At 72.2% G+C, this 15,077-nt stretch carries 12 protein-coding genes; 9 read left to right on the top strand and 3 right to left on the bottom strand.

The annotated features are described in order from the left end of the window. Positions 1-114 precede the first annotated feature (114 nt). Positions 115-2,916 (bottom strand): hypothetical protein, encoded by a 2,802-nt coding sequence (locus ACFY1T_RS32595; protein ID WP_390791388.1) that lies wholly within the window; start codon positions 2,914-2,916, stop codon positions 115-117. A gap of 163 nt (positions 2,917-3,079) precedes the next feature. On the opposite strand from ACFY1T_RS32595, the gene ACFY1T_RS32600 reads away from it, so the two are divergent. The 3 genes from ACFY1T_RS32600 to ACFY1T_RS32610 all read left to right on the top strand — a co-directional run bounded on the left by ACFY1T_RS32600 (position 3,080) and on the right by ACFY1T_RS32610 (position 5,446). Continuing rightward, on the top strand, positions 3,080-3,826 hold the full coding sequence (locus ACFY1T_RS32600; protein WP_030865569.1) for a GPP34 family phosphoprotein: 747 nt from the start codon (positions 3,080-3,082) through the stop codon (positions 3,824-3,826). 277 nt (positions 3,827-4,103) lie between these two features. After that, the gene (locus ACFY1T_RS32605) at positions 4,104-4,988 is read left to right on the top strand and encodes a helix-turn-helix domain-containing protein (RefSeq protein ID WP_390791389.1); all 885 of its coding nucleotides are present in this window, start codon (positions 4,104-4,106) and stop codon (positions 4,986-4,988) included. A 245-nt stretch (positions 4,989-5,233) separates the two neighbouring features. Continuing rightward, positions 5,234-5,446 carry a DUF397 domain-containing protein gene (locus ACFY1T_RS32610; RefSeq protein WP_030156708.1) on the top strand — a complete coding sequence of 71 codons (213 nt, stop codon included), beginning with the start codon at positions 5,234-5,236 and terminating at the stop codon, positions 5,444-5,446. A 140-nt stretch (positions 5,447-5,586) separates the two neighbouring features. On the opposite strand, the gene ACFY1T_RS32615 is transcribed toward ACFY1T_RS32610, so the two are convergent. After that, positions 5,587-6,438: a hypothetical protein gene (locus tag ACFY1T_RS32615; protein WP_390791390.1), complete on the bottom strand. Its 852-nt coding sequence runs from the start codon at positions 6,436-6,438 to the stop codon at positions 5,587-5,589. A 184-nt stretch (positions 6,439-6,622) separates the two neighbouring features. Here ACFY1T_RS32615 and ACFY1T_RS32620 point away from each other — a divergent pair, with 184 nt between their 5' ends. Together ACFY1T_RS32620 and ACFY1T_RS32625 are read left to right on the top strand one after the other, a co-directional pair. After that, on the top strand, positions 6,623-7,405 hold the full coding sequence (locus ACFY1T_RS32620) for an SDR family oxidoreductase (RefSeq protein WP_390791391.1): 783 nt from the start codon (positions 6,623-6,625) through the stop codon (positions 7,403-7,405). Positions 7,406-7,454: 49 nt separating this feature from the next. Further along, positions 7,455-10,016 carry a bifunctional FO biosynthesis protein CofGH gene (locus ACFY1T_RS32625; protein ID WP_390791392.1) on the top strand — a complete coding sequence of 854 codons (2,562 nt, stop codon included), beginning with the start codon at positions 7,455-7,457 and terminating at the stop codon, positions 10,014-10,016. 66 nt (positions 10,017-10,082) lie between these two features. Here ACFY1T_RS32625 and ACFY1T_RS32630 read toward each other — a convergent pair whose 3' ends face one another. Next, positions 10,083-11,177 (bottom strand): tyrosine-protein phosphatase, encoded by a 1,095-nt coding sequence (locus ACFY1T_RS32630; RefSeq protein ID WP_390791393.1) that lies wholly within the window; start codon positions 11,175-11,177, stop codon positions 10,083-10,085. Positions 11,178-11,466: 289 nt separating this feature from the next. On the opposite strand from ACFY1T_RS32630, the gene ACFY1T_RS32635 reads away from it, so the two are divergent. From ACFY1T_RS32635 to ACFY1T_RS32650, 4 genes are all read left to right on the top strand, one after another. After that, positions 11,467-12,963 (top strand): ADP-ribosylglycohydrolase family protein, encoded by a 1,497-nt coding sequence (locus ACFY1T_RS32635; RefSeq protein ID WP_390791394.1) that lies wholly within the window; start codon positions 11,467-11,469, stop codon positions 12,961-12,963. Between the two features lie 72 nt (positions 12,964-13,035). Next, positions 13,036-13,896, top strand: coding sequence for a TIGR03619 family F420-dependent LLM class oxidoreductase (locus ACFY1T_RS32640; RefSeq protein WP_390791395.1), 861 nt, complete (start codon positions 13,036-13,038; stop codon positions 13,894-13,896). 60 nt (positions 13,897-13,956) lie between these two features. Beyond that, on the top strand, positions 13,957-14,202 hold the full coding sequence (locus ACFY1T_RS32645; RefSeq protein WP_390791396.1) for a hypothetical protein: 246 nt from the start codon (positions 13,957-13,959) through the stop codon (positions 14,200-14,202). Continuing rightward, positions 14,199-14,660, top strand: a complete 462-nt coding sequence (locus ACFY1T_RS32650; RefSeq protein ID WP_390791397.1) for a hypothetical protein — start codon at positions 14,199-14,201, stop codon at positions 14,658-14,660. Before ACFY1T_RS32645 ends, ACFY1T_RS32650 begins: the two co-directional genes overlap by 4 nt. The last annotated feature ends 417 nt before the right edge of the window (positions 14,661-15,077 follow it).

Here is a 15,077-nt window from a genome sequence, read left to right on the forward strand (position 1 = left end):
CGGGTTCACCGGAGCATCGATCGAACTTCTGCGTACCGTTCCCCGGTCGCTAGACGCGCGGCGGCGCCCCGGGGTTGCCCGGGGCGCCGGAATCACGCGGTATCGCGGGGGCGATCAGCCGACACGGGTCAGTTTGCTGCCGATGCCCGGCGCGGCGAGGTCGCTCTGCAGCGCCACCGGCACCTTCACCTGGCTGGCCCCTTCACCGACGGTCAGGACGCCGATCTCGGTGCCGGCCTTCGCGGTCTGGGGCAGCTTGCCGTCCCCGGCGGCGAGCTTGAGGTTGACCGTGAGCGACGGCCAGCCGACCGCCTCCACGTCGGCGGTGGCGACGACCGGGGTGTGGCCGCCGAGACCGTCGTCCACGTACCCGACGACATCGCCCTTCTTCACGACGGGCGCGTTCACCAGCATCTTCTGCGTGGCCAGCATGACCTGCTTGCTCGCCGCGATCGCCGTGTCGAGGATCGGGACGCCGTACTGGCCGAGCACCGCGCCGACGATCAGCTGCTTGGTGTTGCCGACCTGCTTCTCGGCGGCGAAGAGCAGGTTGCCTCCGGCCTTGGTGGTGGAGCCGGTCTTGATGCCGAGCGCGCCGTTGCCCGGGATGAGGGTGTTGTAGTTGCGCCACTTCTTGCCGTACTGGTCGGTCCATTCCGGCAGCTTGGTGATCGCGACCAGCTCCGGCATCTCCACGACCTTGAGACCGAGCTTGACCTGGTCCTCGGCGGTGCTGACCGTCGTCGCGTCCAGACCCGAGGGGTCGGTGTACGTCGTGTTGGTCATGCCGAGTTCCTTGGCGGCGTCGTTCATCTTCTTGACGAACGCCTCCTGGTCGCCGCCGGAGTCCCAGCGCGCGAGCAGCCGCGCGACGTTGTTGGCCGAAGGGATCATGATCGCGGCGAGGGCGTCGTACTCGTTGATCTTGTCGCCCGCCTTGAGCGTGCCGACCGTGGACTCGCCCTCGGAGCTCTTGGCGCCGTCGTCGACCGCCGTCTTGTCGATGTCGATCAGCGGCCCCTTCTCCCCCTTCTTGAGGGGGTGGTTCTTCAGGATCACGTACGCCGTCATGGTCTTCGCGACACTGCCGATGGCGACCGGCTTCTGCTCGCCGAAACTGCCGACGGTGCCGAGGCCCGCGGCGGCCATGTAGCCCTGGCCCTCCTTCGGCCAGGGCAGGACCGGGTTGCCGCCGTCGAAGGTGTACGAGGACTTCGCGGTCATCGTGAGCTTCGGCTCGGGCATCGGGCGCACGAGCTGGACGACGGCCAGGATGATCGCGAGGAGCGCGACGAGCGGGGCGTAGATCTTGAACCGCCGGACGGCCGTGCGGATCGGGCTCGGCGGCGGAGGCGGGTTGTTGGTGAGGTCCGCGAGCATGTCGAGCGGCGGCTTGGGCGGCAGCGGCTGCTGAGTGGTCCGCTCGCTCCGCTCGGGTACGGGTACGGGGGCCGGCGTCGCTGCCGCGGGCTTCGCCGGAGCCGGGGCGGATCCCGCGGGCGCGGGCGCGGGCTTCGCCGGGGCCGGGGCCGGGGCGTCGTCCTTGCGCAGCGGTACGAACGTGCTGGCCCGCTCCCCGCCGACCGCCTTCGGCGGCACGGGCCGGGAGGCCGCGGGCTTCTCCGCGGCCGGGGCTGAGGCCTTGGCATCCGGCTTCACGGCCCGGAACACCGCGGTGCGCTCGCTGTCCGCGGCCTCGTCGGAGCCCTTGCCCGCGCCACCGGCCGCGGAATCCACCTTCGGCGCACGGAACACGGCGGTGCGCTCGCTGTCCTCCGACGACGGCTTCGCGGGAGCCGGCTTTTCCGGAGCGGAAGCCGAACCGGAATCCGCAGACTTGGCCGCGGGATCCGCAGGCTTGCCCGCGGGGACCGAACCCGGCTTCACCGTGCGGAACACGGCGGTGCGCTCGCTGTCGTCCGCAGACGGCTTCGCGGCAGCCGGCCGCTCCGGAGCGGAAGCCGAACCGGAATCCGCAGACTTGGCCGCGGGGGTCGTACCCGGCTTCACGGTGCGGAAGACGGCGGTGCGCTCACCGTTCTCCGCAGACGGCTTGGCCGCGGTCTCGGCAGCGGTCGGCCTGTCCGTGGCGGATGCCGAACCGGAATCAGGTCGAGCGGCTCCGGACGGCTTGCCGCCGGAAGCCGGAGCCGGCTTGCCGGACGGGGCGTCGGCGGCAGCCTGAGCGGTGTCGGAACCCGCGGTCGAGGTGTCGGAGGGGGCGGAATCGGAATCCGCCGCGCGGGTCCGCTCGGCGTCGGCTGACTTCGCGGTGGCGGGCGCCGGGGCATCCTTACGGCTCTCCGGGCGCACGGCCCGGAAGACCGCGGTGCGCTCGCTGTCGTGCGCCGACGGTTCGGGCGCAGCCTCGGCGGCGGCGTCCGCGTCGCCCTCGGCGACTGCCGGAGCCGGCTCCGGCTCCGGGGCGACGGCGGGGGCCTTGGCCGGCGCCTTGGCCGGGTCCTTGGCCGGGTCCTTGGCCGGAGCCGCGACCGGGGCCTCGGCCGGGGCGTCCGTACCCGCCTTGGCCGAATCCGGAGCCGGAGCGCCCGTACCCGCCTTGGCCGAATCCGCGGCCGCATCCACCCGTCCGGAGGACCCGGCACCGGCTTCGCCCTCGGGCTCGGCCTCTGCCGCCGCCTCGGGCTCGGTCTCGGCTTCGGTCCCGGACTCGGCTTCGGCTTCGGCTTCGGTCTCGTCTTCGGTCGTGGCCACCCACGCCGCCACCGCGTCGCGCAGCGGATCCCGGTCCTCGCCGGAAGCGGCGGCGGAGGTCCCGGACTCGGGTTCCCGCGGCCGGAACACCGACAGCCTCGGGTCACGCTCCGCGGAGGACATCGCCGCCCCCGGCGCTCCTTCATCAACCGACTTGTCGGGGGACTCGCCCGCCACCAGTTCCTCCTCGATCGCCACCACGTTCGGCTGTCCGAATGTCTAACAGTGTCCCGTCTAGGGGGCATCGCCCCCGTGCTAGACGAGAACGACATACTTGCCAGTTCCCCCACAAAGCGACCACGCGCTCTCGACAGATGAATGTGAGAGGCGTCACCCTGTCACTCATCCACGCGGGGAGGCATGGATGGGCAGGAGCCGCAGAACAATTCCGGAGGAGCTTCTGCTGCTCGCTTTGGACCCGACCACGGGTACCACGGCGCAGCCGCAGTCGCTCGACCTCGGCCTGGCCGGGGCACAGCTAGTAGAGCTGGCTCTGGCAGGACGGATAGCCCCTGACGGGGATCGTATCGCCGTGGTGATGCCACGGCCGACAGGAGATCCGACTCTGGACTCCGCACTGGAACTGCTGCGCAGGCGCGGCAGCCCGGTACGGGCCGTCCACTGGATCGGTGGACCCCGGCTGGGGCTCCGCCAGATTTACCTCGCTCATCTGGAGCGTTGCGGCATGGTGCATGCCGTCGCGGGCCAGATGTGCGGAGTGCTGCCGACGACTCGCTACCAGGCGACCGACACGGCGATCAGCCGGGAGATCCGTGCCCGGCTCGACAGTGCGATCCGCACCGGTGTACCGCCGGACCCGCGGACCGCGGCGCTCGCCGCACTGGCCCACGCGGTCGGACTCGGCAAGCACCTGTACCCCGGCAACGAGGGGCGGTCGTCCAGGTCCCGGCTGCGGGATCTGATCCGGCACGACCCGATGGGCGGTCTCGTGGCGCACGCCGTCATGGACGTCCAGAACGGTGTGGCTGCGCAGCCGCGCCGCGACCGCGCACCGGCGGCCCCGCCGCCCGCCCGGGCCACGGCGAACGGTGTTCCGCTGCAGGCTCGCCGGACGGGCGCGATGGCTCGCGCCGGTGTGGCCGCGCACTGATCGGATCCGCAAGAACCACCGGACCGAAGGAATTTCGGATCCACGGCTTTACCGATTCACCGCTCCACCGAACCGCCATCGCCGCAACCGGCGTCCCCGATGACCCGGTTCGGGAGCCGCCAGCGCGCGGGACGGCGGGGCCGGTCCGCCGGCCCCGCCGTCCCGCGCGTCCGCATTTCCGGGCCGTTCTCCGGCGCCGCCCCGCCCTTCGGTGGCAGTCTGCTCACCATCAGACACGCAGAGAGACAGAACAGAAGAAGGCGGAGGTGCCGTCCACGTGGCGTCCAATGTCAATCCCACCGTCCGACGCCGCCGACTGGGCATGGAGTTGCGCAAGCTCCGCGAGGACAAGGGCATGACGGCCGAGCAGGTCGCCGAACGCCTGCTCGTCTCCCAGTCGAAGATCAGCAGGCTGGAGAACGGCCGCCGTTCCATCAGCCAGCGCGACGTCCGTGACCTGTGCGACGTGTACGAGGTCGAGGACCGCCGGCTCGTCGACTCCCTCATGCAGATGGCCAAGGACTCCCGCCAGCAGGGCTGGTGGCACGCCTTCGGCGACATCCCGTACAGCGTGTACATCGGCCTCGAGACCGATGCGGCCAGCCTGCGCACCTACGAACCCCAGATGGTGCCCGGCCTGCTCCAGACCCCGGAGTACGCCCAGGCCCTCATCCGCGGCGCGCTGCCCGAGACCGCTCCGGCCGATGTCGAGAAGCGCGTACAAGTGCGCATGCACCGGCAGAAACGGCTCTCCGAAACGGACAACAACAATCCTGACGTCGGGCCGTTGCGGCTGTGGGCGGTCATCGACGAAGCCGCACTCCGCCGCCACGTCGGCGACCCGCAACTGATGATCAAACAGCTCGAGTACTTGATAGAGCAGTCCGAGCAGCCGTACATCACCGTGCAGGTGATGCCGTTCTCGATGGGCGCCCATCCGGGCGTGAACGGCCAGTACGCGATCCTCGAGTTCCCGGACGCATCGGACTCGACCGTGGTCTACATCGAGGGCGTGACGAGCGATCTGTACCTGGAGAAGGCCAACGACGTCCAGAAGTACAGCGTGATGTACGAGCACCTGCGCGCGCAGGCCCTCAACGTGGAGCAGACGCGTCAGTTCATCGCCGAGATCATCGGCCAGTACGCGGGCGGCGCGAAGTAGGAGCGGGGAAGCCGGAACCCGTACCGGGAAGCAGGTAAAAAGGGAGAAAACCGGGCAGGTGGCGAGGGGGGTCGGCACGGTACACCGTCACTCCCCGGCCACAGAAGTCCTGAATGGAATATGCCACTCGGTCGGGTGAATGACCCCTTCACCTGTCGAGAGGTGCCGGTAGCGTCGATCACGTCGGTCAGGGAAGCGAAATGGCCGACACCCCACTGGCACGACTCGCTGAACCGGAGAGAAACATGGCTATTCGTCAGGGCGCCACGGACAACTGGATCAAGTCCTCCTACTCCGGCGGAAACGGTGCTTGCGTCGAGGTCAAGTCCCCCGTCGTGGAGGCCATCGCGGTCCGCGACTCGAAGGTTCAGGACGGTCCGTCCCTCACCTTCGCGCCGGGTTCCTGGACCTCGTTCGTCGCCGACGTCACCGAGGGCCGGCTGGGACGCCTCGTCTGAACGTCACGGCGTACGGCCCCGCCGATCCCTCCTCTGCACCACGCGCAACGACCGCATTACCCGCACCACTGCCTGAAGCCCTCTCGACTGGCCCGCCGTCCCGGCCGAGGGGGCTCGGCCATGTCCGGATCCGGACCCGCCTACCGGAGCTCCCCCACGTACCGGTCCGTCCCCGGCACCGTCGGGATGAAGGGCGCCACCAGCTCCACCCGCCCCAGCCCCGCCTCCGCCACCTCGGCGTCCAGGCCCTGGAACCGGTCCCAGCAGGTGCGCGGATCGGCCTCCAGGAACCACAGCAGCGTCAGCCGTGTGTCGACCCCCTCCACCTGCTTGACGTACGTCATCCGGTCACCGGGCAGCGGGGTCGGCCGGAAGACCGTGACCATCGCCGCGGGCGAGCCGTGCAGCCGCTCGGGCAGGGCGCGCGAGCGCAGCCACTCCAGCAGCTCCGCCCGCTGCTCGGGGCCGTCGGCGTCGACGACCTGGAGGACCAGGCCGGCGTACGGGTGGTCGAGGGCGTGGAAGTCCCGGGGGCCCGCGGCCCCGTCGCGGTAGACCGTGGCCTCGTGGTCCTGGAAGGCCGTGAAGACGTGGGTGCGGTCCTGGTAGACGCGGCCGTCCCGGTTCAGCCGCTTGTTGATGCCGACGGTCCACTTCATGTGCTCGTCGTAGCGGCCCTCGGTGACCCAGTAGGTGGAGATGTAGCACCCGGCGGTGACGGGCTGGGCCACGGCCGACTTCTCCGGGTAGCGCAGCTGCTGGAGCTCACGGGTCGCGACCCAGCGTCGGCCCGCGTACATCCAGGGCATGGCCATGGCGCCGGCGTAGTAGTGGTCGTCCTCGTACCAGCGGTTGTACGCGTACTCGTGGCCCGGGTGCGGCTCCACCATGGTGATCAGGGCGTGGCCGGGGCGGACCCCGTACGGGCCCACGGCCGCCAGGTCGGCGTACTCCCCTGCCCGGGTGTCCTCGCGGTGCTCGTGTGTCGTCATGCCCAAGGGTCTAGCTGATGTGGCGTCAGATGACGAGTCCTCGCGTCACGTTCCGCTCCGCGACGGGTGGATGCCGCCGGCACGCTTCGAGATCCGGCGGGGATCCGCCCCCTTCCCTCCTCGGCGCCCCGCCCGTAATCTGACGCACCGTCAAGTACAGGGCTCGGCGCCGGGAGGCACGCGCATGCTGCTGCAAGGGAAGACCGTCATCGTCTCCGGCGTCGGGGCCGGGCTGGGTCACCAGGTCGCCGCCGCCGTCGTACGGGACGGCGGGAACGCCGTGCTCGGGGCGCGGACCGAGGCCAATCTCGCCAAGTCCGCCGCCGAGATCGACCCCGACGGCCGGCACACCGCGTACCTGCCCACCGACATCGGCGACGAGGGCCGGTGCGCGTCCCTCGCCGCCCTCGCGCGGGAGCGGTTCGGCGGGATCGACGCCGTCGTGCACGTCGCCGCCTGGGATTCGTACTTCGGGGGGCTCGAAGACGCCGACTTCGGCACCTGGCAGCAGATCCTCGACGTGAACCTGCTGGGCACGCTGCGGATGACCCGGGCCTGCCTGCCCGGGCTCAAGGAGCGCGGCGGATCCGTCGTCATCATCGGCACGCAGTCCGCCGTCGCCGCGCCCAACGAGGTGCAGCAGGCCGCCTACGCCGCCTCCAAGGGGGCCCTGACCTCGGCCATGTACTCGATGGCCCGCGAGCTCGGCCCGCACCGGATCCGGGTCAACACGGTGCTGCCCGGATGGATGTGGGGACCGCCCGTGCAGGCGTTCGTCACCTTCACGGCGCACACCGAAGGGGTACCCGAGGCCGAGGTGCACCAGCGGCTGACCGACCGGATGGCGCTGCCCGACCTGGCCACCGACGGGGACGTCGCCGACGCCGCGGTGTTCCTCGCCTCCGACCGGGCACGGGCGATAACCGGCCAGTCCCTGCTGGTCAACGCCGGTGAGCTGATGAGATGACGGATCCGAGCCTCCTCGGCGGCCCGGCGTCGGATCGTATGCTCACCGCATGACTCCGACCGACAACGCGATGCGCAGGGCGCTCCGGCGGGCCCGCGACGGCGTCGCGCTCGACGCGACCGAGGCGGCCGTACTCCTCCAGGCACGCGGCGCGGACCTCGAAGACCTCGCCGCCTCCGCCGCCCGGGTCCGCGACGCCGGGCTCGCGGCCGCCGGGCGGCCCGGCGTCATCACGTACTCGAAGAGCGTCTTCATCCCGCTGACCCGCCTGTGCCGCGACAAATGCCACTACTGCACCTTCGCGACCGTCCCGGGCAAGCTCCGCCGGGCCGGCCACGGGATGTTCATGTCCCCCGACGAGGTGCTCGACATCGCCCGCCGGGGCGCCGCGCTCGGCTGCAAGGAAGCGCTCATCACCCTCGGGGACAAACCCGAGGAGCGCTGGCCCGAGGCCCGCGAGTGGCTGGAGGCGGCGGGCTACAGCGACACGATCTCCTACGTGCGGGCCGTCTCGATCCTGATCCTGGAGGAGACCGGGCTCCTCCCCCACCTGAACCCCGGTGTGATGTCGTGGGCCGACTTCCAGCGTCTCAAGCCCGTCGCCCCCTCGATGGGGATGATGCTGGAGACCACGGCCACGCGCCTGTGGTCCGAGCCCGGCGGCCCGCACTTCGGCTCCCCCGACAAGGAGCCGGCCGTACGCCTGCGGGTGCTGGAGGACGCCGGACGGTCCTCCGTGCCCTTCACCTCCGGGCTGCTGATCGGCATCGGCGAGACGTACGAGGAGCGCGCGGAGTCGCTGTTCGCGCTGCGCCGGGTCGCGCGCTCGTACCACGGCGTGCAGGAGCTGATCATCCAGAACTTCCGCGCCAAGCCGGACACGGCGATGCGCGGCATGCCCGACGCCGAGCTGGACGACCTCGTCGCCACGGTGGCCGTCGCCCGGCACATCATGGGCCCCTCCGGCTGCCTGCAGGCGCCGCCCAACCTGGTCGACGGCGAGTACGCGCGCCTGATCGGCGCCGGCATCGACGACTGGGGCGGCGTCTCGCCGCTGACCCCCGACCACGTGAACCCCGAGCGGCCGTGGCCGCAGATCGACGTACTGGCCGAGCAGTCCGCGGCGGCCGGCTTCGAGCTGCGCGAGCGGCTCTGCGTGTACCCGGAGTTCGTGCAGCGCGGCGAGCCGTGGCTGGACCCGCGGCTGCTGCCGCACGTACGGGCCCTGGCCGATCCGCGGACGGGCCTGGCGAACCCGGACGCCGAGGTCGTCGGCCGTCCCTGGCAGGAGCCGGAGGAGGGTTTCGGCTCGTACGGGCGCACCGACCTGCACGCCACCATCGACACCGAGGGCCGCACCGGAGACCGGCGCGAGGACTTCGACCACGTCTACGGGGACTGGGAGGCGCTGCGCGAGGCGGCCGCCCCCGGCATGGTCCCCGAGCGCATCGACACCGACGTACGGGCGGCGCTCGCGCAGGCCGCCGACGATCCGACGAAGCTCACGGACGGGCAGGCCCTCGCCCTGCTGCACGCGGACGGGCCGGCGCTGGACGCCCTGTGCCGGATCGCGGACGACCTGCGCAAGTCGGTGGTGGGCGACGAGGTCACGTACATCGTCACGCGGAACATCAACTTCACGAACGTCTGCTACACCGGCTGCCGCTTCTGCGCCTTCGCGCAGCGCCGCACGGACGCCGACGCGTACACGCTGTCGCTGGACCAGGTCGCCGACCGGGCGGCCCAGGCCTGGGACGTGGGCGCGGTCGAGGTGTGCATGCAGGGCGGCATCCACCCGGACCTGCCGGGGACCGCGTACTTCGACATCGCGCGCGCGGTGAAGAAGCGGGTGCCGGGCATGCACGTGCACGCGTTCTCGCCGATGGAGGTCGTCAACGGGGCCACGCGGACGGGCATGTCCGTACGGGAGTGGCTGACGGCCGCCAAGGAGGCCGGGCTGGACTCCATCCCGGGAACGGCGGCGGAGATCCTGGACGACGAGGTCCGCTGGGTGCTGACCAAGGGCAAGCTGCCGACGGCGGACTGGATCGACGTCATCACGACGGCGCACGAGCTGGGGATCCGCTCCTCGTCGACCATGATGTACGGGCACGTGGACCAGCCGCGGCACTGGCTGGGGCACTTCCGCACGCTGGCCCGCATCCAGGAGCGGACGGGCGGCTTCACGGAGTTCGTGACGCTGCCGTTCATCCACACGAACGCTCCGGTGTACCTGGCGGGCATCGCCCGGCCCGGTCCGACGGTCCGCGACAACCGCGCGGTGACGGCGATGGCCAGGATCCTGCTGCACCCGCACATCACCAACATCCAGACGAGCTGGGTGAAGCTGGGCGCGGAGGGCGCGGCCGAGATGCTGCGCTCGGGGGCCAACGACCTCGGCGGGACGCTGATGGAGGAGACCATCTCCCGCATGGCCGGGTCGGGTTACGGCTCGTACAAGTCCGTACGGGACCTCGTCGCGGTCGCGGAGGCCGCGGGCCGGCCCGCGAAGGCCCGTACGACGCTGTACGGGGAGGTTCCGCAGGAGCGCCAGGACGCGGCCCGCGCCTCGGACGGGCACCTGCCGGAACTGCTGCCCGTGCTGGACTGAGAGCGCGCGCGAGGGGCCCGGCCGGGGAACGCTCCCGGCCGGGCCCTTCGCGGTGACGGCCGGGGATCAGCCGACGAGGAGGTCCTTCTTGAGCTGCTTCAGCTCGCGGGCGTCGATGCCGAGCCCGTCCTTCAGGTAGCGGTCGAAGGTGCCGTACCGCGCCTTCACCTCGTCGTAGCCGGAGTTGAGGTATTCGGCGCGCACGTCGAGCATCGGCTTGTAGACGGCGGCCTGCGGGGCCGGCAGGTGCGAGAGGACCGCTTCGTTGGCGGCCTTGCGGTAGCCGTTGCTGGCCAGGTAGTCGGCCATGACGGTGTCGCCCGGCACACCGAGGGCGGTCAGCAGGGAGGCGTTCGCCCAGCCGGTGCGGTCCTTGCCGGCGGTGCAGTGGAAGAGGACGGCGCGGTCGCGGTCGCGCTCCATGCCCTCGAAGACCTGGCCGTACGCCTTCTTGCCGCCCTCGCCGCCGACCATCGCCTTCTCGGCGTCGACCATGGCCTTGACGGCCTCGTCCGGGGACTTGGGCAGGGCCTGGAAGGAGCCGGAGCCCGCGAAGACGTCGGCGACGGTGTACTCGGCGCCGGCCGGGACCTTGTCGGGGCCGGCGGTGCGCTCGCTCTCCATGCGGAGGTCGAAGACGTTCTTGACGCGCAGCCGCTGGAGCTTGGCCAGGTCGGCGGCGGTCAGCTTGTCGAGGGCGTCGGAGCGGTAGATCTCGCCCATCTTGACCCACTGGCCGGTGGTGGTGCGGTAGCCGCCCGCGTCGCGGAAGTTGACCGCTCCTTCGAGCTTGACGAGGCGGTCGGCGAGGTGCAGGCCCGCGCCGCGGTCGGGCTCGAAGTCGAACCACTGGCGGTCGGCGGCGGGCAGCCCCGACACCACGGCGGTGCCCTGGGCGCCGCCCTTGGCGACGACCTTGCCGTTCGCCTTGATCTCGACCCGCTTGGCGCCCTGGGCCTTCCACTCCAGCGTGAACCGGCCGTCGGCGCCGGCGGTGACGGTGGCTTCGGTGAAGGGGATGGAGGTGCGGCTGTGGTGGTGCCCGGTCCAGGGGAGGTCCCACCCCGTGGAGGCCGAGGCGGCGGTGGCGGCGGGGGCCGCGACCAGGGAAGCGGTGAGCGCGGAGGCGACGGCGGTCGCGGCGAGGAGTGCCTTCTTCATGTACTCGAGGCTGTTGGCCGTCGGAGAACTCTGCATGAACGAGACATGGCCTGAACCGACCGGCTCCAAGGCGAGTGGCAAAACGTGCCACCCGTCGATCAAGGCGCGCCACCTGGGTATCTGCCGGTCGTTTCGGGCCGGATGTGGACGAGACGTCGAGGGATCGTGATACGAATTCCGGCCGTTCTGCACGCGCATACGGCTTGCTGGACGCCCTCGTTCCGGATTCGATCAGACGTGTCCATTACAGTGCGCGCCAGAGCATGCCGGGCGGGGCAGGGGGATCGCGATGGACGACACGACGACCGAAAAGCACTCCATACCGGCGGGTCCCGGCACCGGCCCGCGGCCGGCGGGCCGGGACGAGCCCGCGGGCGGGACCGGGAGCGGAATCGGGCCCGGCCACGGAGGCGGCGCCGGGCCCGCGGCAGGGAGCGGCGCCGATGCCGGCGGTACGGTCCGCATCGCGGGCGGGGCCGCCGCCGCGGCCGGGATCGCGGCCCGGGTCGGGCGCGGCCCCGAGACCGCGGGCGGCCGCGCCCCCGGCGCAACGCTCGGCGGAACCCTGGGCGGGCGGACCCGGGTCACCACCGGGCTCTGGGGCCGGGCCGAACAGCAGGACTTCCGCAGCCGCGTCCGCGGCACGCTCCTCGGCTCCGCCGTCGGCGACGCCCTCGGCGCCCCCGCGGCCGGGCTCTCCCCCGACTCCAGCCGCGAGGCCCACGGCCCGCAGGGCCTGACCGAGCCCGCCCCCGGCCCGCACGGCCCCCGCGGCACGGTCACCGCCGCCACCCAGCTCACCCTGTTCACCGTCGACGGGCTGATCCGCGCCCACGTACGCCGCGACACCGGCGCCTGGCACCCGCCCACCGACATCCACCGCGCGTACCTGCGCTGGGCCGCCACCCAGCACGACTGGGGCCCCGACGAGCGCCGCAAGGACATCGGCTGGCTCGCGCGGCAGGAGTGGCTCTACGCCCGCCGCGCCCCCGACCGCGCCTGCCTCACCGGCTTCGCCGACGACGTCCTCGGCACCCTCGACCAGCCGAAGAACCCGACCGCCCGCAACGCGGCCGCGGCCGCCCGCTCCGCACCCTTCGGCCTGCTGGTCGGCTGGGAGCCCGGGCTCGTCCTCCAGCTCTCCACCGAGTGCGCGGCGCAGAGCCACGGCCACCCCGCCGCGTACCTCACCGCCGGCGCCCTCGCCGTCATCGTCCACGGCCTGACCCGCGGCGACTCCCTCGACGCGGCGGTCCAGCGCGCCCTCGGCCTGCTCGGCGCCCGCCCCGGCCACCAAGCCGTCACCGACGCCCTCCAGCGCGCGCTCGCGGCCGTCACGCAGGGCCCGCCGTCGGCGAAAGCCGTCGCCGCACTCGCCTCGGGCGACGGCCTCGGCGGCCTCGGCGCCACACACGGCACGGACGGCACCGGTGGTACGGGCAGCACCGGCAGCACCGGCAGCACCGGCAGCCACGATGCCGAGAACGCGCTCGCCGTGGCCGTCTACTGCGCGCTCGTCGCCGAGGACATCCCGCACGGCCTGCGCCTCGCCGTCAACCACGGCGGGGACTCCGCCTCGGCCGGCGCCCTCTGCGGAGCCCTGCTCGGCGCCCTGCACGGCGAGACCGCCCTCCCGGGCGCCTGGCTCGCCGACCTCGAAGGCCGGGCCACCCTCCTGGAAATCGCCGACGACTTCGCCCTCGAAATGACCCAGGGCCCCTCCCTGCACGGACCGAAGGTCTCCCCCTCCGGCTGGCAGGCCCGCTATCCCACCGACATGGGCTGACGCCCCCTCAACAATCCGACGCGCAGGCCTTAGCGTGGCCCTCCATCGAAGAGCCACGGAGGTGCCCCAGCCATGCGGATCGCCACGACCATCTTCCTGACGGACCACACCCTCTCCCCCGTCCGCCTCGCCCGCGCTCTGGAGGAGCGCGGGTTCGCCGGGCTCTACCTCCCCGAGCACACGCACATCCCCGTCAGCCGCGACACCGCCGCGCCCATGGGCGGCGACCTCCCCGAGATGTACGGGCGCACCCTCGACCCCTTCGTCGCCCTCGGCCAGGCCGCCGCCGTGACCGGACGGCTCACCCTCGGCACCGGCATCACCCTCGTCACCCAGCACGACCCGATCGCCCTCGCGAAGCAGGTCGCCACGCTCGACCACCTCTCCGGCGGCCGCTTCACCCTCGGGATCGGCTACGGCTGGAACGTGGAGGAGGCCGCCGACCACGGCGTCGAGTGGCGCACCCGCCGCGAGCTGGTCCGGGACCGGATGGCCCTGATGCGCGCCCTGTGGGCCCCGGAACCCACCGCGTACGTGGGCCAGTTCTCCTCCGTCCAGGCCAGCGAGGCCCACCCCAAGCCGGTCCTGGCGCCGCGCGAGCTCGGCCCCGGCGACCTCCTGCACGGCCCCCGCACCCTGATCGGCGGCGCGGCCGGCCCGAAGCTCTTCGCGGCCATCGCCGACCACGCCGACGGCTGGCTCCCCATCGGCGGGGGCGGCCTCACCGAGTCGCTGCCGGTGCTGCGCCAGGTCTGGGAGACCGCGGGCCGCGACCCGAAGAACCTCCAGGTGGTCCCGTACGCGGTCCACCCGAGCCCGGGCAAGCTCTCCCACTACGCGGACCTCGGCATCGAGGAGGTCGTCCTCCAGCTCCCCTCGGCGCAGGAGCCCGAAATCCTGCGCGTCCTGGACGACTTCGCGCAGTACCTGTAATTCGTTCGACGCGGGCGCGCGGCCGGCCCGACGATGGCCCCCGAAAGGGGGCTGATCCACATGCCGGGCCAGCAGAAGCGCAAGCGAAGCAGGGAACGTGCCCACCGCCGGGCGGCGGCCGTACGCGGCCACTGGGAACCGCTGTTCTCGACGCAGGTGCAGGCGGAGCTGAAGGAGTACATCCACCGCCTCTACGCCGAGCGCAGCGTCGACCCCGAGTGCGTGCGGATCGACCAGTTCTGCGGCCGCCTCACCCACCCGACGTCCTACCGGGTGAGCGTCTTCGTCCCGGAGGGTTCCGCATGAGCTTCCGGTGGGAGAGCATCCCGGCCGGCGTCCGCGAACAGGCCGACGGATACGTCCTCCAGGACCGCCACATGTACGCGGTCCGCGCGGTCTGGGAGGCCGGGCGCGTCTCGGGGCTCGGCCTCAGGGAGGCCCAGGACCTGGTCGGCGCCCGCTACGCGCACTTCGGCGACCGGGTGGCCCGCACCCCCGACTCCCCGGTCGACCTCGACTCCCTGGCGGCCCGCGCCGCCGGGTTCCCCGGACGCGTGGTGGCCGTCGAGGCCGTCTGGGACGGGGACACGGTCCACGGCTGGTTCGTGGAGCTGCTGGCCGTCACAGACGCCCCGGCCGGCCGGCACCACCTGGCCACCGTCCACCGGGGCACGGCCGCCGCGGTGGCCACCCGCGCCGGCACGGCCCTGGCCGACCACCTGGGAGTCCCCTTCCACTTCCCGAGCCTGACGGCGACCTCCTGACGAACCGGTGCGCACAGCCCCACGACTCCCGAGGTGACCACCTCGTCCCATGCGGGGGCCGCCTGCCGACGGTAGAAGCGGATGAGCGCGCTGGTGTCGATGAGGAAGCTCTCGCTCACGCAGCCGATCGCCTTCCCGGCTCGTCCGCGCCGTCCGCGCCATCGCCGTCGGCCGAGCTCCGCCCAGACCGTTTTCCCCATCATGCGGTCGGTGACGCCCCAGTCGGCGGCGACGGCATCGACGATCCGCAGCCCGCGGCCGCCCACGGCCCGGTCCGCGTTCCTTGGCGGCGTCACCGGGGCCTGAGCTGCGGCCGGCCGGCGTCAGGGGAAGTCCGGGGGTTTCCCGGCAGTCCACTGTCCTTCCGTGTCGGTCCGGGCCGTCAAGGGCGCTCACTTCGTTCGCGTCGCTTCGCGA

It is taken from the genome of Streptomyces sp. NPDC001194 (assembly GCF_042896985.1).
Classification (GTDB): Bacteria; Actinomycetota; Actinomycetes; order Streptomycetales; family Streptomycetaceae; genus Streptomyces.